We start from the raw sequence: 22,019 nt of genomic DNA, 5'->3' as shown, positions 1-22,019 counted from the left end.
ACCCGGCGGTGCCGGGAACCGATTATCCCTGATGATAGACGGGGATAGCACCAAAGAGAATTCCGCCAGCCAGCAGCATCAAACTGATAAATATTCCCCATTTGATAGAAAATCGCTGATGATCACCAATATCCACTTTCGCCAGACCGACCAGCAGATAGACAGAGGGTACCAGCGGACTCAGTAAATGGAACGGCTGTCCGACAATCGAGGCCCGGGCAATTTCTTCCGCTGAAATACCATATCCGGCAGCGGTCTGGGCTATCACCGGCAGAATGCCAAAGTAGAAGGCATCATTAGACATAAAGAAAGTGAATGGCAGACTGATAACCGCCGTAAATACTGCCAGGTAAGGGCCAAAGCTGTGGGGTATCACCGACAGCAGACTTTTTGCCATCGCATCCACCATGCCGGTACCGGATAAAATACCGGTAAATATTCCGGCGGCGAAAATCAGTGACGTGACTGCCAGCACATTGCCCGCATGGGCGCTGATACGCTCTTTCTGCTGCTCCAGTGACGGATAATTCAGCATTGCCGCAATAGCAAATGCCAGCATAAATAATATCTGGATCGGTAACGTGCCCATCACCAGCATCACCAGTAATACTGTGGTCAGAATAAAATTAGGCCAGAACATTTCAGGCCGCCGGTTAGCCGCGCCGGCAGTTTCATCACCGGTGTCGGGACTGATATTCCGGTTATCCGGAACGGCAACGGTGATCATGCCCAGCCGCCGCCGTTCTGCCAGACCAAACCAGACGGCAAGCCCGACCAGCGAACAACAGGCCACCAGCATCGCGGGGATCATCGGAATAAAAATATCCAGCGCATCAATACGTAAAGCTGCCGCGGCTCTTGCTGTGGGTCCGCCCCATGGCGAAAGATTCATAATACCGCTGGCAAGGTTCACCAGGCAGGTCATCGCCAGTATGTTCATGCCGAGCTTACGATATAATGGCAGAAATGCGGCAATAGCAATCATATAAGTGGTTGAACTGTCGCCATCCAGCGAAACCAGTAAGGTCAGTATTGCGGTTCCCATCAGGACTTTTAATGGGTCACCGCGCACAATTTTCAGAATAAAACGTACCAGCGGGTCAAACAGGCCGGCATCAATCATCAGGCCGAAATACAGAATCGAAAATGTCAGCATCACACCGGTGGGTGCCAGTTTTTTCACCCCGTCCAGCATCATATCTCCCAGTCCATAATAAAACCCGCCTGCCAGAGCAAACAATGTCGGCACAATGATCAGAGCGATCAGCGCAGACATCCGTTTGGTCATAATCAGGTACATAAAGCAAACGACCATCGCAAAACCCAGAATCGTCAACACGCTGCTACCCTCCGGCATTGTTCAGAATAAAAAAATCTGCGGCGGTTATCTGTCAGCCTTTTCCGGGGCTGACCAGACCCTTTTTTCCACCGGCAAAGAAGAAAGTTTCTTGTTTTATCTGAACACAGCTAAACACAAAACCAGCTTATTAATTAACATTTAATAAACATTTAAATCAGAAAATCGATATACATCATGTTTTGCTTTTTTCGGCGAATAATTTTGTGATCAGAATCGGATAAACACCGGAGAGACGGCATTCAGAGAACCGGCCGGACAGAAAAGAGAGCCTGAAGATATCAAAGCGGGGAACGGGAAGAAACAATAGCGCCCGGACAAGTCCCTCCGTCCGGTATTACTGTCATCTGCTTTATAATGATGCTGCCGTGGTAATACGCTGCTACATACCGTGATCAGTTGCTCTTTCTCAGCCTGATACGGCAGGCTTCAATCACCCAGGCAGAAAAGTTTTCGCTGCTTTCTTTCTTTAATGATTCCTGAATATCACTCAGGATATGGTGTGGAAAACGAATATGTTTAGCACGTGTTTTCGAGGTACTCATTTTCATTGTTTATAACTCCTTTAATTCTTCACTCACTGTAACTCAATCGTTATAGCCAAAAATAAAACCGGTACACCATTCTTTAAGACACGGCTGAGATCCTGAATAGTCAGAAAATCACCGAAATTAACAGCAAATGCCATCTTCTGGTAAACAATTACAACAGAATTTTATATTTCGATTAATGAAATTTTGTTCCAGAGGGTGTTTTACGCTGTTTATCTGCTGTGCGGTGCCTGACAAGCCCGCACGTTTTTTCAGCAATACAGCACAGGGACGGAAAACCGGACAAATTACATGGATAAAAATAGCCGGAGAGCGCTGTACCCACCGACAGGCGGCCAGAGAGTCTTAATAGCAGACTGTTTTATTCTGCCGAGGCTGAAAAACAGAAAAAATAATCTCAGAAATGAAACATAAAATAAGTTTTCTATTTCCGGTTCAGGTGAAAACTTATAAGTATGCTAAAAAAATACCCCTGAAATTAACTTATATTACCTTACTTATACATTAATTTAACCTGCTGCCAGGTATAAAAAATAAACACCGCCGATTATCCCGCCGTCAGAAAGCCTTAATTTCCGGAAATCCGTCCTTTGCTGCAAGACGCAAAATAAAAAAACCATTAATTTCATCAAGATAAAATTTATCAGCCATTGGCACGCCCGTTGCAATAGATAACCAGGATTAGCAAACGCGTTATTTCACTGGTTTTATTCTATTGTTTACAGGAGCTATATCATGACTATGGAAACAATTTCCCTTTCAGGCATGGATTTACTGCATAACGCAGCAGGGAATAAAGGCACTGCATTCAGCGAGCAGGAACGTAAAAGTAAACATCTGGAAGGGTTACTGCCACCGTCCATAGAATCACTTGACCTGCAGGTTCAGCGCGTACTGAATCATCTGGACAGCAAAAAAGACGACCTGGAACGTTATATCTATCTGATTGGCCTTGAAGAACGTAATGAGGTCGTCTTCTATAAAACCGTTATGTCCGATCCGAAACGCTTCATTCCGATCCTGTACGATCCAATCGTTGCCGACGCCTGCCTGGAGTTTGGCCATATCTATCGTCGTCCGCGCGGTATGTACATTACCCGCCATATGAAAGGCCGTATGGCCGAAGTACTGAAAAACTGGCCAGTCAAAGATGTTCGATTTATCTGTGTCTCTACCGGCGGACGTATTCTTGGCCTGGGCGATATCGGGGCGAACGGCATGGGGATCCCTATCGGTAAACTGCAACTGTATACCGCCTGTGCTGCTGTTCCTCCGGAATGTTTACTGCCGGTACTGTTCGATATCGGTACCACTAACGAAAAACTGCGTGCTGATCCGCTGTATCTGGGTACCCGCGAAGCACCTGTCAGCGAGCAGGAACTGAACGAACTGACCGAAGAGTTTGTGCAGGCAGTTCAGACGGTGTTCCCTGGCTGTTGTATTCATTTTGAAGACTGGAAAGGCACTGATGCGATCCGTTATCTGGACCGCTATAAAGATAAAGTGCTGTGCTACAACGATGATATTCAGGGCACCGCCAGCGTTGCACTGGCCGGTATCGCCAGCGCGATGAACATCACCGGTTCCAGCCTGACAGAACAACGGGTGCTGTTCTACGGCGCAGGTTCTGCCGGTATCGGTATCGGTAAACTGATTTGTGCAGAGCTGCGTGATCTGGGCCTGTCAGAAGAACAAGCCCGTTCACGCATTGCCTACATGGATATCAACGGTCTTATCGAAACCTCCCGTCAGGATCTGAGTCCGGAACAACAGAAGTTTGCTCTGGATGCGAAACCTTCCCGTGATTTAGTGCAGGTGATTGAAGATTTCAAACCGACCATTCTGTTTGGTGTCAGTACCAGCGCCGGTGCCTTTACCCGTGAGGTGGTAGAAAAAATGAGTGAAATTAATCCGCGGCCAATTATTTTTGCTCTGTCTAATCCCACCAGCAAAGTGGAATGTACAGCTGAGCAGGCATATACCTGGTCCGGAGGTAAAGCCCTGTTTGCGGCCGGTGTCCAGTTCCCGGAATTTGATATGGACGGCAAAACCTTCCTGCCCGGCCAGGCAAATAATTTCTACATTTACCCGGCCATTGGCCTGGCAACCTACGCCGCCAGACCGCTGCTACTAAACGATGAATGCTTTATTGTGGCCGCTCATGCAACCGCTGAGCAGGTGACCGCCGACATGCAGAAAAAAGGCATGCTGTATCCGAGCCAGGACAATATTCTGGAGACCGAAATCACCACCGCAACCCGTATTGTCGAATACATGTTTGACAGCGGACTGGCACAGGCTGAACGTCCGGCGAATATCCGCAGCTGGATCGAAGAGATGCTTTATAAACCTCACTATTAATTCCCCGACTGAGGTTTATTTCAGGGACAGTATTTCAGGGGCGTTTACCCGCCCCTTTTTTCCATCAGGAGAAAATCATGAACTTCTTTATTTCCACTCTGCATGAGAATCCCGATATTGCGATTTACCTGACCCTCGCATTAGGCGCATGGTTTGGTACCTTTACCTTCGGAAAATTCAGTCTTGGGGTGGTCACCAGTACATTAATTGCCGGACTACTGATAGGTCAGCTCGACTTACATATTTCCCCGGTCATGCAATCGACGTTTTTTGATATGTTCCTGTTCGCCGTCGGTTATGCGGTGGGCCCGGAATTTATTCGTGCTCTGAAAAGTGACGGTCTGCCTCAGGTAGTGTTTACGGTAATTATCTGTCTGTCAGGACTGGGAACCGCCATTCTGTTAGGCAAAATCTTCCACTATGACAGCGCGCTGACCGCAGGGTTACTGTCCGGGGGATATACTAACTCGACGGTGCTGGGTGTAGCGTCCAGTGTGATGTCCCAGAATGCCGCGGCTGCGGCTGCATTACTGCCGGTCGCCTATGCGGTTACCTATCCGTTTGGTACCGCCGGTTCTGCCTGGTTCCTGGCAACCCTGGGCCCCAGACTGATGGGAATTAACCTGCCCGAAGCCTGCCGTGACTACGAAAAAACGCATAGCCGCCACCAGGAAATTAAAGATTCTGCGTACATTGCCCATGTCGCCAGAGCACTGACTGTGCAAAACCCCGATTTTGACCAAAAAACGGTCGCGCAGGCAGAAGATATGCTGGGACATAAAGTATTTATCCGCCGTATTCGTTATCAGCCACAAGGTCCGGTGACACAGTGCGAAGCCGATACCCTGCTGACTCAGGGCGCGGAAATTATTGCCTCCGGCAGCCTGCAGGATATTGTCGCCAGTCAGTCGCTGATTGGTCCGGAAAGTGCCGATATTAACCTGCTTAATTTTGCCACTGAGAAACTGGATATTGTCCTCAGTAAACAGGCGGCACGCGGTAAAACCCTCGGCGAGCTGGTCTATACCGAGTTCAGCCGTCCCGGCCATGGTATTTTTCTGCTTTCCGTCACCCGTGCCGATGAAACACTGCCGCTGGATATGGATTTAGCCCTGAAACCCGGCGATGTACTGACCGTCAAAGGTGAAGGCAAAGATGTCGCCGCCCTGGCCGCAAAAACCGGTTATGCTGACCGTAACAGCAATACTTCTGATTTAATGTTTATGTGTGCCGGTATTGCCATTGGCTGCCTGATTGGTGCCATTACTATCCATGTGGGCGGCATTCCGCTTAGCCTCGGTACCAATGTTGGTGCCATTGTTGCAGGGGTTATTTGCGGTTATATCCGTTCGGTCAAACGGACTTTTGGTAAAATAGCCAATCCGGCTATCTGGTTATTAAATAATCTGGGTCTGAATGGTTTTATTGCCATTGTCGGGATTAATGCCGCATCAGGATTTATTGGCGGACTTAAACATTACGGGTTGCCCTTATTTATCTGCGGGATCATTGTTACACTGGTTCCCCTGATCCTTGGATTGATATTAGGACGTTACGTTTTCCGCTTTCATCCGGGAATTTTATTTGGTGTCTGTGCCGGCGCCCGTTCCACCACGGCAGCCCTCGGCGCAATTCAGGATGCGGCCCAAAGCAGCGTTCCGGCCATCGGCTATACGGTAGGTTATGCGGTGTCGCGCTTAGTGATGGCAGTACTGACTATCGTGCTTCTTAATATTTATTAAGGCGCGGCCTTACTCTGAAACACTGATCCGGATCCGGTCGTCAGAAGAAGTGCTGCCGCCCGGATCCCCGCGATACAATCAGTAAAGCAGGAAAATGAGCAATGTTTCAGAAAGAAAACAAAATCCCCCCCGCCAGTGGTTTTTTTAACTTTTCGCGTCATAGTCTGTTACTGGCCGCGAGTATTATCCTTGCGGTATTGCTGACTGACTGGCTGAGTTACCTCTGTCTTCTGCCGCGAGCACTGGCTAAAACCGAGGCACAGATTCAGCGAAGCCTGAAAAGTAAAATAAATACGTTCGAACGTAATCTGGATAAATACCGCTATCTGCCACTGACCCTGGCAATGGACAGTGACCTGCAAAATTATCTCCTCACTCCGCAACGCGTACCCTATACCGTCATCAGTCAGAAACTCAGAAATATCAGTCAGGTGATTGGTGCCGGTCAGGTTTTCCTGGCCTCACAAGCGGGCATTATCATCGCCTCAGAGCAGTCTTGCGGGCCGAATGCACTGCGCGGGCACGATATTTCTTTCCGGCCCTATTTTCGCCAGGCAGTGAGTGATCATGTGATGGCGTTCTATGCGGTCGGCACCACAGAAAATATGCCCGGCTACTACCTCTCGACCCGGATGACGGCCGGAGGAAAAGATATCGGGGTGCTGGCACTGAAAATTAATATGGACCATTTATTCGTCGCCGATGCGCCGCTCAGTGAACCACTGGCCCTGTCAGATGCCAGCGGGATAATCATTGCTTCGAATATCCCGGGCTGGAAATACCATACTCTGGGGATTGCGGAAGCCGAAGACTTACAAACCGCAGTGAATACACGGCAATTTGGCGGTTATAAGATCACTCCGCTGCCGGAAGTCCGTGCTGACCGGCATCCGGCAGGTTTCACGCTTATGACGATTGCCGGTCAGCATTATCTGGCCGCCCGGGCGCCGATCCCCGGTACCAGTATGTATTTAACCGGTATGTTGCCGGCAACGCCGGTTTACCGCGATATCTGGCTGCGTATTGCGTTAATCGACAGCATACTCAGTTCAATTATTTTCTTCGGTTATTTTGTTAGCCAGCGTATGAAACTGGTCCGTAAGATTGCCGAGAATAACAACGCGATCAGGGATGCTTATAGTCAGCTGGAAGTGCTGGTCGCAGAGAGAAGCCGTGAACTCCGGACCAAAAATCTGGAACTGGAAAAAGAAATTACCGAACGGCTCGGCTTTGAAGAACGGGAGCGGAATCTGCAAAAGGAGCTGATTCGTACAGAAAAACTGGCAGTTATCGGCCAGCTCTCTGCCGGACTGGCCCATGAGATTAATCAGCCACTGGCTGCTATCCGCGCCTATTCTGAGAATACGCTTATTTTTCTGCAACGCGGCAACCTGAAAGCCACCGGTGAAAATCTGACCCGGATCTCAGCACTGGTTGACCGTATTGGCGTGCTGACCGGCCAGCTGCGTTCTTTCGCCAGGCCCTCCGATGAGAGCATCAGCCAGGTACGCCTCAGCCACTGTATCGATAATGTGATGATGCTGCTGAAACACCGGCTGGAAAAGAAACATATTACGCTGCACAAAGTGTTTCCGTGTGACGAAATTTATGCGCAATGCAACGGCTTACGTCTCGAACAGGTGTTGGTAAACCTGCTGGCGAATGCGATTGATGTCCTGGATAACCGGCCATCCCCGGAAATTTCGGTGCGCTTATTCCGTTTCTTTTCAGAAGCGATTATTGAGGTTTCCGATAACGGTCCGGGGCTGGCCGCCGGGATTATCGAACATATTTTTGAACCCTTTTTTACGACCAAAAAAACCACCGGACTCGGACTGGGGCTGGCCATTTCGGCAGATATTATCAGAAGCTTTCATGGCAGCCTGAGCGCCGATAACCTGGCCAGCGGCGGGGCCAGATTTACCATCCGATTGCAGCTCAGTCCGGCACAGCAGGAGAATCTCATTGGCTGATTACCATGTATTAATTATCGAGGACGATGAGTCCGTGCGCACCAGCTGTATTCAGTCGCTGGAGATTGAAGATATCCCCGCCGCCGGAGCCGGCTCAGTTGAGGAGGCACAGAAAATGTTGCCCCCCGGTTTTAGCGGCGTGGTGGTGACTGATTTACGCCTGCCGGGCCTCAGTGGTATGGATTTTCTGCAGCAAATGCAGTCCGTCGCTCCTCAGGTTCCGGTGATTATGATCACCGGTCACGGCGATATTATGACGGCGGTCGAAGCTATGCGCAGCGGTGCCTATGACTTTCTGCCTAAGCCCTTTTCACCCCAGGTATTAATCCAGCAAGTACGCCGTGCGCTGGAAAAGAGAAAACTGACACTGGAAGTTGAGAAACTGCGCCAGAAACTGGCCCATGTCAGTGACCTGGATAGTCGTTTTATCGGCCATGCACAACCGATGTGTGAGTTGCGTGAAACTGTGAGAAATATCGCAGCAACGCCCGCGAATATCTTGATCCATGGTGAAACCGGTACCGGTAAAGAGCTGCTTGCCCGCTGTATTCATGACCTCAGTGGCAGGCCCGGTAATTTCGTCGCCCTCAACTGTGGTGGTCTGCCGGAGACGCTGTTCGACAGCGAGATTTTTGGCCACGAACGCGGCGCATTTTCCGGAGCAACCCAGAAACGGATTGGTAAAATTGAATATGCTCAGGGCGGGACGCTGTTTCTCGACGAAATTGAAAGTATGCCAATGGCTATGCAAATCAAGCTGTTGCGTGTACTGCAGGAGCGAATGATTGAGCGACTCGGTTCCAATCAGGCGATTCCTGTGGATATCCGGGTGATCAGTGCTACCAAAGCCGATTTGGGATTGCTGGCAGAACAGGGACAATTCCGTGCTGACCTTAATTTCCGCCTGAATGTCATTGAACTGCCTATCCCGCCACTGCGTGAGCGCCGTGAAGATATTCCTCTGTTATTTAAATATTTTTCCGAAACCGCAGCCACAACCTTTGGCCGTGAGGTACCGGTAATTGATGTAATAAAAATGCAGAACTACCTGACCTGGTCCTGGCCCGGAAATGTGCGTGAACTGAGGAATGAAGCCGAACGTTGTGTCCTCGGTATGACCGGGGAAGCCGGGCGTCACAGCTCCGAGACAGTGCTGACATTACCGCAGCTGGTTGAGCATTTCGAAAAAGATTTAATTATTTCCGAACTCAGCAAACATCACGGTAATGTTTCCCAGGCGGCAGAAGCTCTGGGGATCGCAAAAAGTACACTGTTCGATAAAGTAAAAAAGTACGCACTGCAATAACCTGACGGCCACTGTCGGGCTCACCGGCCGGGCCGCCATTACCGCAGTACGGTAGATTCAGAAACGATAGTCAGCGCCTATCTGCCAGCTGCGATCCCGTCCTATCCAGCAATAGCTGCTACTGTAACAGGTATAGGTCATTTTATTGGTCAGGTTCTGGGCACCGGCTTTCAGTGTCAGCCCTTGCAGTGACTGACTTAATACCCCCATATCGTAGCTGGCCGCCAGGTCATACTGCGTATTACCGCCAATCGCAGGTAATGCATTGTCCGGAGTGATTTCACTTTTACCGTAATAACGCATACCAGCCCCCAGCATCAGTCCGTTAAAAATGCCCTGCTCAAAGGTGTAGTCTCCCCACAGATTGAGGCTGTTTTGCGGAACCTGCGTCACCCGTTTGCCCTGGTAGAGGTCATCTTTCTTATTTACCGCATCGGTATAGGCATAGCTGGCAATCAGCGTCATATTGTCCTGCGGGCGGCTGACAATACTGAGTTCTGCCCCGTCGGACCTGACTTCACCGGTTTGACGATAATTCAGTAACCCGCCGGCAGTGTAGGTATAGTCAGTCGTCAGCACATTTTTTTGTCTGATCTCAAAGACCGATGCGGTCAGTGTAGTCGCATACTCAGACAGTAAATATTTTACCCCGCCTTCCAGTTGTTTACTGGTAGTCGCTTTTGCCTGGCTGGCCGTCAGGGTGCCCTGCGGCGCTACCGGCAGGAAACCTTCTGAATAACTGAGATAAGGTGCCAGGCCGTTACTGAACTGATACAGAACACCGAGCCGTTTAGTCAGTTTATGCTGGTCAATCGATGATTTACTGCCCCCGCTCAGGTAATCGGTCGTCGATGACTGATAATCGTCATAACGCAGACTGGCCAGCACATTCAGGCCACCCCGCGTCATTTGGTCCTGGAGATAATAACCGCTCTGGTGAAAACTGAGCCGGTTATTCGTCGAGGTATACAGCCCCGCATTATCTGTTGTTACCTGATCATAATCGGGGTTGAGCATATTAATGCCGGGGTTACGGGTGGCATAACGCCAGGTCATATCAGAGTTAAGGTGCTGATAATCAAAACCGGCCAGCAGATGATGCTGCCAGCCTGCCCATTCCAGGGTTTTGGTCAGCTGATTATCAAGGTTAATACTGTCAACGCTTTCATCTGTGGTATAGCCAAAGCGTGACAGTTGTGTGTCACTGGTGTCGGTGCCGGTGGCGTAAATGCTGCGCTGGTGACTGTTCAGGGTAAAATAACGGGCCCGCTGTACCACACCCCAGCCACTATTAAACTGATGTTCAAAACTGTAGCCGATCATCCCCTGCCGTTGTTTAAACCCATTCCAGCGGTCACCGGCATATGAGCGGCGTGACGCATAACCGCTGCGCAGGTAAGCCAGTGGTAAAGGATTTGACGGTGTCAGCCCGGGTTGATTCTCATACAACGCATCCAGCGTAAGGCGGGTATCTGAATCAGGCTGCCAGCTCACGGAAGGTGCTATCAGATAGCTTTCATGTTTGGTAGTGACCGGCTGATCACTGCCTTCACTGCCTTTCCCTGCCAGACGGTAATTCCAGTTGCTGTCAGCAATAGGCCCGGTCGAGTCCAGATAGCCTTCTTTCAGCCCCCGGTTACCGGTAGTCACACCAAGACGGGTACTGCTGTGTGACAGGGGTTTTTTCCCTACGATATTGACCAGTCCGCCGGGTGAGGCATTGCCATATAATACGGATGACGGACCTTTCAGAATATCCACGCGGTCAATCAGTAACGGGTCGATAAACGCTTTGGTATTGCCGACCACATTATAGGGGAGTGCCAGACCATCATAATATTCATGGTCTGCCGCAAAACCGCGGATTTTATATTCACTCATATAGGTAGTGGAGCCGCGCAGTTCGGAAGCCACCCCCGCGTCATAGCGTAAAATTTCGTTCAGGGAATTCCCATGGCGCATGCCGATTTGTTGCTGGCTGATTGAGTCAACCGTCTGAGGGGTCCGGGTTTCCGGCACTGCCGATTTCGTCGCACTGTTGATATACGGCGCGACGGTATTTTGTTGCCCGCCCGCTTCCCCGCTGGCAGTCACCACCAGCGTCTCTGTCGCTGCCCATAACGGCGATGACAGCATCAATGCTGTACTCACTGCCAGCCGGTAACCACAGAGCCCCGGAGCGGTTTTTTTCATCTGCCTTGCCATAAAAAGTATTACCGTAATTTATTGATTTTCAGGCTGCTATTATTACGTTTTTCAACAGGATGACGCCTATGCCAGGTGACATGTTGTGTATGAAAAACGACAAAAGACAGACGGCAGGCGCACCGGTCATATACGTGACGCGGGGCTGCTGCACAGATGACTGGGGCTGATACCATAGCGACGCCGAAAGGCAGTGGAAAAATTAGTAGCATGCTGGTAGCCAGACATCCATGCTGCCTGCTGTACACTGTAGCCCTGCTGCAGATAACGTCTGGCCAGTGCCAGGCGACAATCACGTAAATAGTTAAAAACAGAATCACCATAAGCCTGACGGAATTTAGTCCGCAGACTGCTGCTGCTCATGGCTGCTGTTTTTGCCAGGGATTCGAGAGAATGGTTTTTTTCCGGACTGGAGGCCAGTAACTGACGAACAACTTCCAGCCGGTGACGTTCACCGGGCAAGGTTCGTGTATTCTGCTGCCAGTCGGGGGGCGTTATCATCGTCCCCAGTAACTGCAGCATCAGTCCTTCCAGCATCAGTTCACGGGCAGCGGCCGTCGACTGATAACCGATAGCAAAGCGCATACTGGCCAGCAGAGAGTCGGGCAAATGCCAGACCGTAAACGGGGTACCGGTGCGTGGCCCGCTTTTCAATACCCTTGCCAGCGGAGACTGTGGCGGGGAGGAAACCGGGCTAAATCCGAGGGAAAGAGTGATTAGCCGCTGATCTTTATGATGACGGGCAGAGAGAACCGACGTTTTTCCCAGCGGGGTACTCAGCACCCTACCTGCTGACAGGCTGACGGGCTGACGGGCTGACCATTCAGTTGTAAATCCACATGGCCTTCCAGTACCACCAGCATATACAGGGGAGAACTGCCCGCCGATGTTGACTCATAGGGATGCAGGATTTGTAAGTCAGAATGGGTCACACTCATCCCGGATGACAGTCGCCACTCTTCCACCCGCCCTCTGACCAGTTCGGTAGTATCGTCACCGCCGGGAAAACGATAATCAATCCCATAGCGGCTGCCGAATTCACGAAAATCCGCGACTAAAAATGAGCGCTGATTGATTTCAGACGAAAGACTGTTCATAGGGAAAGTTGCCGGTAAAGACGGAAGAGGCCCCGCTGATGAATTATTGCCCGGCATATTAGCATTGAGAATCACAGCGAGTAAATTAAATGATACTCATTTTCATTTAATGGCCGGTAACAGCACCCCGCGGTCAGTCAGTAAATCAGTAAGAAAGGCAATACCGGGAGCAGCGCCTCCCGGTACTAATATTAGTTATGCAGGTGGCGGCTGCATAAACGCACCACCAGAGCCAGCACCGCCGCAATCACTGACAGGATCACGACACCATTCCAGCCCCCGTGGGTCAGTGCCAGGCTTCCGAGGGCGGAACCGGCCGCCATACCGATAAATACGACCGTAAATAGCAGTGCATTCAGGCGGCTGCGTGCTTCCGGCGCCAGCCGGAAGACCAGGGTCTGATGGGCGACCAGTGATGCCTGGATCCCGAGGTCAAAAATAATGGCACTGACAACAATTATCCCCAGCTTCCCTTCTGCCGGGAATAACGGCATCAGCAGCATCAGCCCGAACGCAAAAATAACCAGTCCGGCACCTAACTGAGTGACGCGGGCAGGACCAATACGGTCCGCCATTCCCCCGGCTAAAGGTGCTGCCAGGGCGCCCGCGGCCCCTGCCAGACCGAATGCCCCCGCCACCGCACTGTCCAGACCAAAATCCTGATACAGCATCAGCGCCAGCGTTGACCAGAAAGCACTGAAAGCGACAGATAACAGACCTTGCGCAATCGCAGCACGCCGCAGTGTCGCGTGTTGATGCCACAGCTTCCAGAGGGAGCGCATCAGTGAAGTCCAGGGAACCGCTGCCGATGGACGAAAAACCGGTAATACCCGCCATAGTGCCAGAGTAATCAATAATACCGATGCCGCAGCAATAAAATACAGACTCCGCCAGCCCAGATATTCACCGATAATCCCGCTGACTACCCGTGATAACAGGATCCCGGTGAGTAGCCCGGTCATTACCGTGCCGACGGTTTTCCCGCGGCTGCGTTCCGGTGCCAGAGCCGCCGATGCCGGGACAATATCCTGTGCCATGGTCGCCGCCAGCCCGGTCAGCAAGCTCGCGACCAGTAATAAATTCAGTCCCGGTGCAACCGCACAGAGTATCAGTGCCGCAACCAGTAATAATCCTTTCACGGCGATCAGCTTACGACGATCAAAGCGATCCCCCAGTGGCGTCAGCAACAGGATCCCCAGTGCGTAACCTGCCTGAGTCAGCATCGGGATCAGTCCCGACTGGGCGGTAGTCGCATTAAACTGTTTTCCCATCAGTCCCAGCATTGGCTGGCTGTAATAAATAGCAGCAACACTTAGCCCGGCACCGGCGGCCAGGGTAAACAGTAGCGGGGCTGAAAGGTGTTCATCGTTTGTGGTCTGCTCAATTGCTGACATTATTCTTTCTCCGTATCAGGGTTGAGTTAAGTAAACCTGAACTCTTTAATGCATGGTAGACTCGGATTACACAAATCTGTTATGCGTGGTACGTATGAAAGTCGTCTCGTCCGGCAGTATTGACCGCATTGAATTGATGCAAACCTTTATCAGGATTGTGGAAAGTGGCAGTTTATCGGCCTGTGCACGGCAGCTTTCGGTCAGTCAGCCAACGGTCAGCCGCCGGTTACAGGCATTAGAAAATATGCTCGGCCAGAAACTGATTATGCGCTCAACCCACGCACTGAAACTTACCGATGACGGGGAACGCTGTTACCGCAGGGCCCGGCAGCTGGTGGGTAACTGGTATGCGCTGGAAGATGAACTGACTAACAGCCACGATGAACCGGTGGGTACACTGCGGGTGCGGGCTCCCCATGCCTTTGGTCAGGACCAGATGATTGCGCCACTGGTTGACTGGTTACAACAGTCCCCGGCCCTGAATATCGAGTGGATGCTGAATGATCGTACCCCTGATTTTGTGGCCGAAAATATTGACTGTGCTATCCAGGTCGGTGCGCTCAGTGACCCGGATTTAGTCGCGATTCAAATCGCCGAAGTCCCCCGCAGTCTGGTTGCCACACCACAATTGCTGGCCAGTGTACCGCCGCTGGAAACACTCGACCATCTGGCGGCCCTTCCGTGGCTTTCCCTGAGCACTTTTTATCGTACTGAAATTACCCTGAAACACACTCATCATGCACTCAGTCAGACCATCACCATCAGTCCCCGCCTGCTCAGTGACAGCATTTATGCTGTAAGAAAAGCGGCGGTGGCGGGAATGGGGGTCGCGCTGGTATCGTCCTGGCTGGTGGCTGATGATCTGGCGACAGGCCGTTTACTGGAACCTTTGCCGGAATGGCAGGCTCCGCCACTACCGGTCTGGCTGACTTATCCGTGGGCCAGCTATTACCCGGCCAGGCTACGCCATTTTTTCAGCATGATAAAGCAGGTGATGCCCACCCTGACAGGTACCCGCCCGGCGACAAAATAGTCTGTTCCGGTGATCCGCGGATCCAAACCGCAGGCTGGCAGAGAAGAAAACGGCCCCGTCAGAAAGCGGAGCCGTTGCAGCATCAGGTTAACGGTAAGGACTAATGGGCTGATTTGCCATAACGTGACATTTTATCCAGGTATCCCATCACAAAGGCTGACAGTACAAAGGTCAGGTGCAACAGGATATACCAGAGTATTTTGCTGTTATCGATACTTTTCATTTCCATAAATACTCTGAGCAGATGAATCGAAGAGATGGCGACAATCGAGGCCGCGACCTTATTCTTCAGCGAGCCGGAGTCCATTTTTCCCAGCCAGTTCAGCTTTTCTTTATGCTCATCAATATCCAGCGCTGAGATAAAGTTTTCATAGCCGGACAGCATCACCATAATCAGCAATCCCCCCACCAGCGCCATATCTATCAGCGATAATAACAACAGGATAAGTTCATTTTCGGTCACCGAGAGAATATGCGGCAGAACATGCACAATTTCCTGAAAGAATTTGATCGTTAATGCCAGCAGCCCGAGCGACAGTCCTAAGTAAACCGGCGCTAACAGCCAGCGAGTGGCATACATCATATTTTCGATAAAACGTTCCATAACAACCCGCAAAATATTAAATATATCCCGGCAGTATACCCGACTGGAGATTCAGCCTGTAACCCCGTGGTTGTTTTTCTCTGCACCGGCGGGCAACCCCGCCTGTCACCGCCGGCGGTTAATCTGTGCCGACAAAACCGCCGGTTTGTCGCTGCCATAAGCGCGCATAGACGCCCTGTTTTTCCAGCAACTGCTGATGATTCCCCGTTTCTGCAATTTTTCCCTGTTCCAGCACAATCAGCCGATCCATCCGTGCGATGGTCGATAGACGGTGGGCGATGGCTATCACCGTTTTCCCGGTCATCAGTGATTCCAGGCTTTCCTGAATTGCCGCTTCGACTTCTGAATCCAGTGCCGAAGTCGCTTCGTCCATAATCAGAATCGGGGCATTTTTCAGCAGTACCCTGGCAATCGCAATACGCTGCCGCTGACCGCCGGAAAGTTTTACCCCCCGCTCACCGACATGTGCATCCAGCCCGTACCGTCCCAGGGAGTCAGACAACTGAGGTATAAATTCTTCCGCCCGCGCCCCGCGGATAGCCGCGGCGATTTCAGCATCACTGGCATCAGGACGGCCATACAGCAGGTTGTCACGGATAGAACGGTGCAGTAACGAGGTGTCCTGGGTGATCATCCCAATCTGACTGCGCAGACTTTGCTGGGTTACCCCGGCAATATCCTGTCCGTCGATACAGATACGGCCTTCATTCAGGTCATACATCCGCAGTAACAGGTTCACCAGGGTAGATTTACCCGCTCCGGAAGCACCAATCAGACCGATTTTTTCTCCGGGTTTAATTGTGATATCGATATCCGACAGAATTGGCCGGCCATGACCATAGCGGAAAGAGAGGTGGTCGAAGTGAATTTCTCCGGCAGTGACCTTCAGTTCCGGGGCTGCGGGCTTATCCTGAACACTCAGTGGTTGTGAGATAGTCGCCATACCATCCTGGACCATACCAATATTGGCAAAAATACCGTTCACCACCCACATAATCCAGCCGGACATATTCACCAGTCGGATCACTAACCCGGTCGCGAGTGCAATAGCGCCGACCGAAATTAACGACTGAGTCCATAAAATTAACGCCATACCGGTGGTACTGACGATCAGTGCGCCATTCAGTATCGAGAGCGTAACATCCATGGCGGTTATCATTCGCCCGGCATGCTGCGTTTTCACGGTCTGGTCATGAATCGCCTCGCGGGCCTTATTTTCTTCCAGTGAACTGTGGGCGAATAACTTCAGGGTCGCAATATTAGTATAACCATCAACAATAAAACCCATCAGTTTCGACCGGGCCTCAGAAGATACCACTGAACGTTGTTTTACCCTCGGGACAAAAAATAATAATGAGGAAACGTATATTACCATCCAGATAATTAACGGAATCATTAATTTCCAGTCTGCGGCCGCAAACAGTACCAGGGCGGTGATGGCATAGATTAAGACGTGCCAGATAGCATCCACCAGCTGTACTGCAGAATCACATAATGAATTACCGGTCTGCATAATTCGCTGGGCAATACGCCCGGCAAAATCATTCTGGAAAAAGGTCAGGCTCTGCCGCAGCACATATTTATGATGCTGCCAGCGTATCATACTGGTCATCCGCGGATTAATCGTCTGGTGGATTAACAGATCATGCAAGCCGATAAACAGCGGCCGGATGATCAATGCAACAGCCCCCATCCAGCTAAGTAATATCCAGTGGTCAGTGAATAAGGTCGCCGGTTTTGAGGCATTCACTAAATCGATAATCTTACTCAGATAGCCAAACAGCGACACTTCAATCAGCGCGCCGACTAAGCCAACCACCAGTAACCCGGCAAAAGATGGCCAGACCTGGCGCAGATAATAAGCGTAGAAGCGGCCAATGGTTTCAGGAGGAGAATCGGAAGGTGCTTCACGGAAAATATCGATAAATCGTTCAAAACGTTCAGATAGCATAGCGTATGACCCGGAGCTGAAGAATTAACCGATAGCTTAGTGCAAAACGCACCATCCTTCAGCATGTCAGCGGAAAACGGGCTGATGCCGCAGATCGGCGGCGGCCACAGGATCCGATCACGCGGATCCTGTGGCCGGACCGGCAATTCATCTCACCGGACCGGCCGTGATACTCTGCTACCCGATGAGGGTAATCAGTGTAAAGCCGGCAAATGTCATCAGTAAAGTACCGAACAGATGAAGGCAGGCACTGCTCATTGCCCAGAAATACTTACCGGATTGCAGCATGACCATCAGTTCCGCCGAAAAGGTCGAAAAGGTTGTCAGACCACCACAGAGTCCGGTAGTGATTAATAGTTTCCAGGCAGGATCCAGCTGAGGATGGCGGACAAACCAGGCCAGAGCCCCGCCGATAATAAATCCACCGGCCAGGTTGACCAGTAACGTGCCGAGCGGTAAGCCCGGAAATACCGGATTAAATCTGACCGAGCACCACCAGCGTAACAAACACCCGGCACCACCCCCGAGTAACACAGCCATAAAAGACTTCAGCATACCAGTTTCCTGAATATTATTATGCCGCGGGGAGACATGACCGGTGACAGGGGAAAGCACCTGACACAGCAAACTCCCCGCCAGGCGGGTTAAGTTTTATGTCAGGCGTCATCAGCTGTTCCGGTATCAGAACAGCGGTTGGTTGAGGCGGAACACCATCACCCCGCAGTGGCAGTAAAACGGCAGATCATGATGATCTGCCGTCACTGTATATACTGCCGGAAAATAATAGCCTGTGAAGGCGGATCAGACAACATGCCTTTGCTGAATACTGCCGGAAAGGCAGACCCGGGGAACCCGGTATCAGCTGAATATACCCAGATGTTCAGTAAGGATGGTGCAGCCAATGCCTATCAGCACAACGCCGCCCAGGACTTCAGCCCATTTCCCAAGGATAGGACCGATAAACCGGCCAACTAAGACTCCGGTGGTTGCCATAATCGTCGTCGCCGCTCCGATAGCCACTGCGGTAATAACTATATTCACCTGCAGAAAAGCCAGCCCCACGCCTACGGCCAGTGCATCCAGGCTGGTGGCGACTGCTGTCATCGCCAGCACCATAAAGCCATGACGCTCAGGGGCAACACACTCCTCAGCGGCGCCATGCCGGAAGCCACCCATCACCATTCTGCCGCCCAGTATCGTCAGCAGGAGAAAAGCAATCCAGTGGTCCCACGCCATCACATACTGGCTGGCCGCCAGGCCAATACCCCAGCCAATCAATGGCGTCAGCATTTCGATACCACCAAAGATAGCACCGGTACGTAATGCCTCTTTCATTCCCGGCCGTTTAAGTGCTGCGCCTTTTCCCAGCGCCGCGGCAAAGGCATCCATCGACATGCCAAAGGCAAGAATAATTGTAGTAATTACATCCATCAGGTTTATCGCTCAGACTTGTCTCTCAGGACAATTAAAGTTGCTCTGACTTCCGGCAACCGGGTGATGCGCAGTCTACCACGAAGGGATGGATTAAAAAAGACAATAAAATCATGGGGTTAGTTATAGCAAAGGCTATAACTTATAACATTCGCTAAGTTTATGCTAACTCAATGGAAAATAAGCAACTTCAGAAAGATCCTGCTGTCTGCAGGCATAAGTTCCGCCTTATGAATATCCCCTGATGATGATTGAAACCGGCCAGCAATTCCCGGAGAATGTCAGGCACTCTTCTTTTCCTGTTGCGGATCATTATGAAAAACCCTCTCGAAAGCTTGCTTATTCCCTGTGGCATATTATTAGCGGGGTTCTTATCAGCCTTACTGTTGCCGGCACCGGCATTCGGGTTGCCTGTCGCCAGAGCGCTGATGTCTGCACTGCATATTATGGATTTAAACCAGCTGTATACCATCGTCTTCAGCCTGTGGTTTTTGTTACTTGGCAGCGTGGAATTTTTTGTGATTCGCTTTCTGTGGCGTCGTTTCACCCGCCACTGAAATAAGCCTGCATTCCCCGCGATGCCGGGGAGGATAACCCGCAGAGGTGATACACAATTAAATAACAAATAACATACAAATATTGCTCTTTATATCTCTTCCTCCTCTAAACAATAACAGAATAAATATATTTTATTATCAATTAGTTGAAAATTTTGTTTTTTTGAACTTCTTCACACTTTCTTTCAGAATTTTTATTTTCCCTTCCGCGAAGAAAAATATATAAACAGTTGAAATTCAATAATTTTAAATATTAATGCTGTCGGTAAAAGGCAGAAATTCCGCCTGTTTTTTTAATAAAAGATCCGCGACAAAGACTTGTTTAATTCTGAGGCAGAAATGTTATATTCATAGGTAAAACATATAACCTGGTATTAACGCCTTCCCCCCCGGGCAGGATATTACCGGATAACTTTTGGCCTGTCAGACAAGCTCCGGATGCTTAACGAAAGGCCTCTATTTTGCCCGCAAGCCTGTCAGGGAAAGACACCCGACAGAAGAGGAGATATTGCCTCATGTGTAAATCAACAATGAACCTTTCTCTCGCCATGAGCACTGCGGTCAGCGCAGGACAAAAGGTTCAGCAAGGAAAAGACATCGATGTATTACTGATCGGTGCTGGTGTGATGAGTGCCACACTGGGGACTTTTCTGCAGGAGCTGGAACCTGAATGGACTCTGGAGATGACAGAACGCCTGTCCGGTGTTGCTGAAGAATCCTCTAATGGCTGGAATAATGCCGGGACCGGACACTCGGCTCTGGCCGAACTTAACTACACTCCGCAAAAAGCCGACGGAAGCATTGATATCAGTAAAGCCGTGGCAATTAATGAAGCGTTTCAGATTTCACGACAGTTCTGGGCCTCCCAGGTCGAAATGGGACGCCTGAGTGAGCCGGAGCGCTTTATTAATACCACCCCGCATATGAGCTTTGTCTGGGGAAACGAGAATGTTCAGTTTCTGCGTAAGCGTTTTGAGGCACTGAAATCCAGTACCCTGTTTCGCGGCATGGAATATTCAGAAGACCCGCAGCAGATCGCTGAGTGGGTGCCTCTGCTGATGCAGGGCCGTACTGGCGGTGCCCCGATTGCCGCAACCCGTACCGAGACCGGAACCGATGTTAACTTTGGTGAAATTACCCGGCAGCTGATTAATGCACTGCAAAAAAATGATAATTTCACCCTGCGTACCCGCCATGAAGTCCGGGAGATCAACCGATTACCCGACGGGCGCTGGCAGGTCACAGTACAGGACCTGAACTTAAATACCTCAAAAAAACTGACCGCCCGCCATGTGTTTATCGGTGCCGGCGGTGCAGCATTACCACTGCTACAAAAAACCGGTATTCCGGAAGCCCGTCGTTATGCCGGTTTCCCGGTGGGCGGATCGTTTCTGGTCACCGACAATCCGCAGCTGGTGAAGCAACACCTGGCGAAAGTGTATGGTAAGGCCAGTGTCGGTGCGCCGCCAATGTCGGTACCGCATGTCGATACCAGAATGCTGGACGGTAAGCAGGTACTGTTGTTCGGTCCTTTTGCTACCTTCTCGACCAAATTCCTGAAGCAGGGCTCATTGCTGGATATGTTCAGTTCCATGACACCGGCAAATATGCTGCCAATGTTGCAGGTCGGCAGTAAGAACCTCAACCTGATTAAATATCTGATTGGTCAGGTGCTGCAGAATGATAATGACCGGATGGAAGCGCTGCAGAATTATGTGCCGGGTGCCCGCCCGGAAGACTGGCGTCTGGTGACGGCGGGACAACGGGTGCAGATCATCGAAAATGATGAAAAGCAGGGAGGCGTGCTGCGTTTAGGCACCGAAATTGTCACGTCACAAGACGGTACCATTTCGGCCCTGCTGGGAGCCTCACCGGGTGCATCAACTGTCGCAAAAATCATGCTCGATCTGATCGCAAAAGTCTTTCCGGCAGAACTCAGTTCAGCATCATGGCAACAGAAAATTCGCCGGATGATCCCGTCTTACGGAACATCCCTTGACGGTAACGTGGCAGCAACCGAGCAGGTGCTTTCAGCAACCAGTCATCGTCTGAATTTACATTATGCAGCCCCGGAGCAACTCAGCTCCGGGCCTGAGAATACAGCGCCGGCCGCGGCTAATGATGAGGGTCCTCACACGGCAAACGTCGTGGGAAAGTAACTCCGGAGTGAATACCCGCTCACCGTTCGCGTAAAGAGAGCGCTGAGCCGCTGGTCCCGCTTTCTGTCGCGTCACTGCCGGTTAGCGGGGCTCCCGTTTTCCCTTATCCCGGCGACCCGGGATGAGAGCATCGCAATCAGTACCGCCCTGCGGTGATACTCCGGTATAAAAGTAAGCACCAACTTATCTTTCAGCCCGCGGGGGATTTATTCCCCGCCGGGCTTCTTCATCTCCGCACGGATATTCACACCACAATATCACCGGCTTCTCTGTCAGGGATCAGGCCCCGTCACCGCCG

Annotated in this window: 15 protein-coding genes, 1 pseudogene and 1 riboswitch; of the genes and pseudogenes, 7 read left to right on the top strand and 9 right to left on the bottom strand. The window is 50.9% G+C overall.

Features of this window, described 5'->3' with window-relative positions:
• Window positions 1-22: 22 nt before the first annotated feature.
• Window positions 23-1,339, bottom strand: coding sequence for a CitMHS family transporter (locus JK211_RS10765; RefSeq protein ID WP_212708677.1), 1,317 nt, complete (start codon window positions 1,337-1,339; stop codon window positions 23-25).
• Window positions 1,340-1,752: 413 nt separating this feature from the next.
• On the bottom strand, window positions 1,753-1,908 hold the full coding sequence (locus JK211_RS10760) for a YlcI/YnfO family protein (RefSeq protein WP_212708676.1): 156 nt from the start codon (window positions 1,906-1,908) through the stop codon (window positions 1,753-1,755).
• A 735-nt stretch (window positions 1,909-2,643) separates the two neighbouring features.
• Here JK211_RS10760 and JK211_RS10755 point away from each other — a divergent pair.
• The 4 genes from JK211_RS10755 (at window position 2,644) to JK211_RS10740 (ending at window position 9,290) form a co-directional block, all read left to right on the top strand.
• Entirely contained in the window at window positions 2,644-4,269 is a 1,626-nt protein-coding gene (locus JK211_RS10755; RefSeq protein ID WP_212708675.1) for an NAD-dependent malic enzyme, read from the top strand.
• Between the two features lie 77 nt (window positions 4,270-4,346).
• On the top strand, window positions 4,347-6,011 hold the full coding sequence (locus JK211_RS10750) for an aspartate:alanine exchanger family transporter (protein WP_212708674.1): 1,665 nt from the start codon (window positions 4,347-4,349) through the stop codon (window positions 6,009-6,011).
• Between the two features lie 101 nt (window positions 6,012-6,112).
• A complete protein-coding gene (locus JK211_RS10745) occupies window positions 6,113-7,984 on the top strand; it encodes an ATP-binding protein (RefSeq protein ID WP_212708673.1) in 1,872 nt (623 codons plus the stop codon).
• Entirely contained in the window at window positions 7,977-9,290 is a 1,314-nt protein-coding gene (locus JK211_RS10740; RefSeq protein ID WP_249213781.1) for a sigma-54 dependent transcriptional regulator, read from the top strand. Before JK211_RS10745 ends, JK211_RS10740 begins: the two co-directional genes overlap by 8 nt.
• 57 nt (window positions 9,291-9,347) lie before the next feature.
• Here JK211_RS10740 and JK211_RS10735 read toward each other — a convergent pair whose 3' ends face one another.
• The 3 genes and pseudogenes from JK211_RS10735 to JK211_RS10725 all read right to left on the bottom strand — a co-directional run bounded on the left by JK211_RS10735 (window position 9,348) and on the right by JK211_RS10725 (window position 13,986).
• A complete protein-coding gene (locus JK211_RS10735) occupies window positions 9,348-11,483 on the bottom strand; it encodes a TonB-dependent siderophore receptor (RefSeq protein ID WP_212708672.1) in 2,136 nt (711 codons plus the stop codon).
• Window positions 11,484-11,621: 138 nt separating this feature from the next.
• Window positions 11,622-12,592, bottom strand: a pseudogene (locus tag JK211_RS10730) (helix-turn-helix transcriptional regulator).
• 191 nt (window positions 12,593-12,783) lie between these two features.
• Complete coding sequence (locus JK211_RS10725) at window positions 12,784-13,986, bottom strand: MFS transporter (RefSeq protein ID WP_212708671.1); 1,203 nt, start codon at window positions 13,984-13,986, stop codon at window positions 12,784-12,786.
• A gap of 94 nt (window positions 13,987-14,080) precedes the next feature.
• On the opposite strand from JK211_RS10725, the gene JK211_RS10720 reads away from it, so the two are divergent.
• Window positions 14,081-15,019, top strand: a complete 939-nt coding sequence (locus tag JK211_RS10720; protein WP_212708670.1) for a LysR family transcriptional regulator — start codon at window positions 14,081-14,083, stop codon at window positions 15,017-15,019.
• A gap of 100 nt (window positions 15,020-15,119) precedes the next feature.
• Here the strand turns inward: JK211_RS10720 and JK211_RS10715 are convergent, their stop codons facing one another.
• The 4 genes from JK211_RS10715 to mntP all read right to left on the bottom strand — a co-directional run bounded on the left by JK211_RS10715 (window position 15,120) and on the right by mntP (window position 19,005).
• Window positions 15,120-15,623: a TIGR00645 family protein gene (locus tag JK211_RS10715; protein ID WP_212708669.1), complete on the bottom strand. Its 504-nt coding sequence runs from the start codon at window positions 15,621-15,623 to the stop codon at window positions 15,120-15,122.
• Between the two features lie 118 nt (window positions 15,624-15,741).
• Window positions 15,742-17,574, bottom strand: a complete 1,833-nt coding sequence (locus tag JK211_RS10710) for an ABC transporter ATP-binding protein (RefSeq protein ID WP_212708668.1) — start codon at window positions 17,572-17,574, stop codon at window positions 15,742-15,744.
• Window positions 17,575-17,751: 177 nt separating this feature from the next.
• Complete coding sequence (gene crcB / locus JK211_RS10705; protein WP_212708667.1) at window positions 17,752-18,129, bottom strand: fluoride efflux transporter CrcB; 378 nt, start codon at window positions 18,127-18,129, stop codon at window positions 17,752-17,754.
• Window positions 18,130-18,224: 95 nt separating this feature from the next.
• A riboswitch (Fluoride riboswitch) is annotated at window positions 18,225-18,301 on the bottom strand.
• 131 nt (window positions 18,302-18,432) lie between these two features.
• A complete protein-coding gene (gene mntP / locus JK211_RS10700; RefSeq protein WP_212708666.1) occupies window positions 18,433-19,005 on the bottom strand; it encodes a manganese efflux pump MntP in 573 nt (190 codons plus the stop codon).
• A 314-nt stretch (window positions 19,006-19,319) separates the two neighbouring features.
• Here mntP and JK211_RS10695 point away from each other — a divergent pair, with 314 nt between their 5' ends.
• Both JK211_RS10695 and mqo read left to right on the top strand, forming a co-directional pair.
• Window positions 19,320-19,562, top strand: coding sequence for a DUF1158 domain-containing protein (locus JK211_RS10695; RefSeq protein WP_212708665.1), 243 nt, complete (start codon window positions 19,320-19,322; stop codon window positions 19,560-19,562).
• 515 nt (window positions 19,563-20,077) lie between these two features.
• Entirely contained in the window at window positions 20,078-21,721 is a 1,644-nt protein-coding gene (gene mqo / locus JK211_RS10690; RefSeq protein ID WP_212708664.1) for a malate dehydrogenase (quinone), read from the top strand.
• Window positions 21,722-22,019: the final 298 nt, after the last annotated feature.

It is taken from the genome of Tatumella sp. JGM130 (assembly GCF_018257525.1).
GTDB lineage: Bacteria > Pseudomonadota > Gammaproteobacteria > Enterobacterales > Enterobacteriaceae > Tatumella > Tatumella punctata.
This window is presented reverse-complemented; position numbering and strand designations above follow the sequence as displayed.

Bases quoted from the DNA above. Each gene is read 5' to 3' on its own strand.
- JK211_RS10760 (WP_212708676.1), bottom strand. From the start codon at position 1,908: ATGAAAATGAGTACCTCGAAAACACGTGCTAAACATATTCGTTTTCCA.
- JK211_RS10755 (WP_212708675.1), top strand. From the start codon at position 2,644: ATGACTATGGAAACAATTTCCCTTTCAGGCATGGATTTACTGCATAAC.
- JK211_RS10750 (WP_212708674.1), top strand. From the start codon at position 4,347: ATGAACTTCTTTATTTCCACTCTGCATGAGAATCCCGATATTGCGATT.
- JK211_RS10745 (WP_212708673.1), top strand. From the start codon at position 6,113: ATGTTTCAGAAAGAAAACAAAATCCCCCCCGCCAGTGGTTTTTTTAAC.
- JK211_RS10735 (WP_212708672.1), bottom strand. From the start codon at position 11,483: ATGAAAAAAACCGCTCCGGGGCTCTGTGGTTACCGGCTGGCAGTGAGT.
- JK211_RS10725 (WP_212708671.1), bottom strand. From the start codon at position 13,986: ATGTCAGCAATTGAGCAGACCACAAACGATGAACACCTTTCAGCCCCG.
- JK211_RS10720 (WP_212708670.1), top strand. From the start codon at position 14,081: ATGAAAGTCGTCTCGTCCGGCAGTATTGACCGCATTGAATTGATGCAA.
- JK211_RS10715 (WP_212708669.1), bottom strand. From the start codon at position 15,623: ATGGAACGTTTTATCGAAAATATGATGTATGCCACTCGCTGGCTGTTA.
- JK211_RS10710 (WP_212708668.1), bottom strand. From the start codon at position 17,574: ATGCTATCTGAACGTTTTGAACGATTTATCGATATTTTCCGTGAAGCA.
- crcB (WP_212708667.1), bottom strand. From the start codon at position 18,129: ATGCTGAAGTCTTTTATGGCTGTGTTACTCGGGGGTGGTGCCGGGTGT.
- mntP (WP_212708666.1), bottom strand. From the start codon at position 19,005: ATGGATGTAATTACTACAATTATTCTTGCCTTTGGCATGTCGATGGAT.
- JK211_RS10695 (WP_212708665.1), top strand. From the start codon at position 19,320: ATGAAAAACCCTCTCGAAAGCTTGCTTATTCCCTGTGGCATATTATTA.
- mqo (WP_212708664.1), top strand. From the start codon at position 20,078: ATGTGTAAATCAACAATGAACCTTTCTCTCGCCATGAGCACTGCGGTC.